This window comes from Pseudogracilibacillus sp. ICA-222130 (genome assembly GCF_037892545.1).
Lineage (GTDB): Bacteria > Bacillota > Bacilli > Bacillales > Amphibacillaceae > Pseudogracilibacillus.
Window position 1 is genome coordinate 1 of the sequence record NZ_JBBKBG010000075.1, and the last position, 1,378, is coordinate 1,378.

The following is a 1,378-nucleotide window of genomic DNA, read 5'->3' on the forward strand; positions in this document are numbered from 1 at the left end:
GTGTACTGAACCCATAAAGTTAGACTGAATATTTAAACTGATAATTGGCTGGTTTGTTTCCGGTATTCAACCGGACTCATGCCAGTCAATTTTTCTTTTATTCGATGATTATTATAGTAATACATGTATTGTTTCACTGCATATTCTAATGCTTCAAATGATTCATAAACTACTCCATAATACATTTCTTGTTTCATAATGCCAAAGAAGTTCTCCATTGGTGAATTATCTAAACAGTTGCCGCGTCGAGACATGCTTTGGAAGATTCGGCTATCCTTTAGTGCTTTACTGAAAGCTTTCATTTGATAAGCCCATCCTTGATCTGTATGGATTGTCGTGCGATAAGACGCTTTTTCAACCTTTTTAATCACTTCACTTAAACCGTCTAACACTGCTTTGGCGTTTGGTTTCTTTGACAACCGATAAGATAATATTTCTCCATTATACATGTCTAAATAAGGATCAAGATATGCCTTTTTAATGACCACTTTTCCACTTTGATCCCTCGTGTAATACTTTAATTCCGTTGTATCTGTCGTTATTTTTTGTAATGGGTATGGCGTATAAAATCTACGATTAATACGATTTGATGCTATTTCTCCTATTTTTCCTTTATATGAACTATATTTTCTAGATTTACGTGTGAATTTTTGGCACGTAAGTTTTAATTTATTCATGATACGTAATACTTTTTTATGGTTGATAATTTGTCCACGTTTACGAAGCTCCATTGTCATTCTACGGTATCCATAGTTTCCATTATGTTCTTCTGAAATTTGCCTAATTTCAGTTTCTAGTTTTTCGTCTGGATTTGGTTCATTTAATCGCTTCTGCCAATACATATACGTAGCCTTCGGAAAATTGATTGCTTTAAGGATAACTGCTAATCGGAATTCTTTTCGAAGTTCCGTGATGATTCGTGATTCTGTTTTCGCAGTCGGCTCGGAATATCTATCCCTAAAGCTCGGAGCTTTTTTAAGTAAGCATTCTCCGCACGTAATAATTCGTTTTCTTTTTCTAATTCCTGTTCACGAGTTAATTTCTTCTTTTGCTTATTTGGTTTCTTTTTTGACATAGTAGGACGCCCTTTCGGTTTAGAAAGTCCTTCAACACCATCTTTTTGCCAAGTATACATCCAACTGGCAAGAAGAGCGGGTTCAGTCATTCCAAATGTAATTGCTACATCTTGATAGGACTTACCTGTTCTTAACTTATAGTTTAGAACATCTAACTTAAATTGAACAGAGTAAGTTTTATTTTTGAATTTACGTTCAAGTCCTGTTTCACCATATGCTTGAAATGCTTTCACCCATTTTTTAACCATATTGTGCGATGATATATTAAATTTTTTAGAAATAAATCTGTATCCACCTTCGCC

General features: G+C 34.3%; 2 protein-coding genes. Both read right to left on the bottom strand.

What is annotated here, in order from left to right; all coding sequences use genetic code 11:
* Positions 1-32: 32 nt before the first annotated feature.
* Entirely contained in the window at positions 33-1,001 is a 969-nt protein-coding gene (locus WKT09_RS13620) for an IS3 family transposase (protein ID WP_340416553.1), read from the bottom strand.
* A partial coding sequence (locus WKT09_RS13625) for a transposase (RefSeq protein WP_340416552.1) occupies positions 884-1,378 on the bottom strand: 495 nt, incomplete at its 5' end. The genes WKT09_RS13620 and WKT09_RS13625, both read right to left, overlap by 118 nt.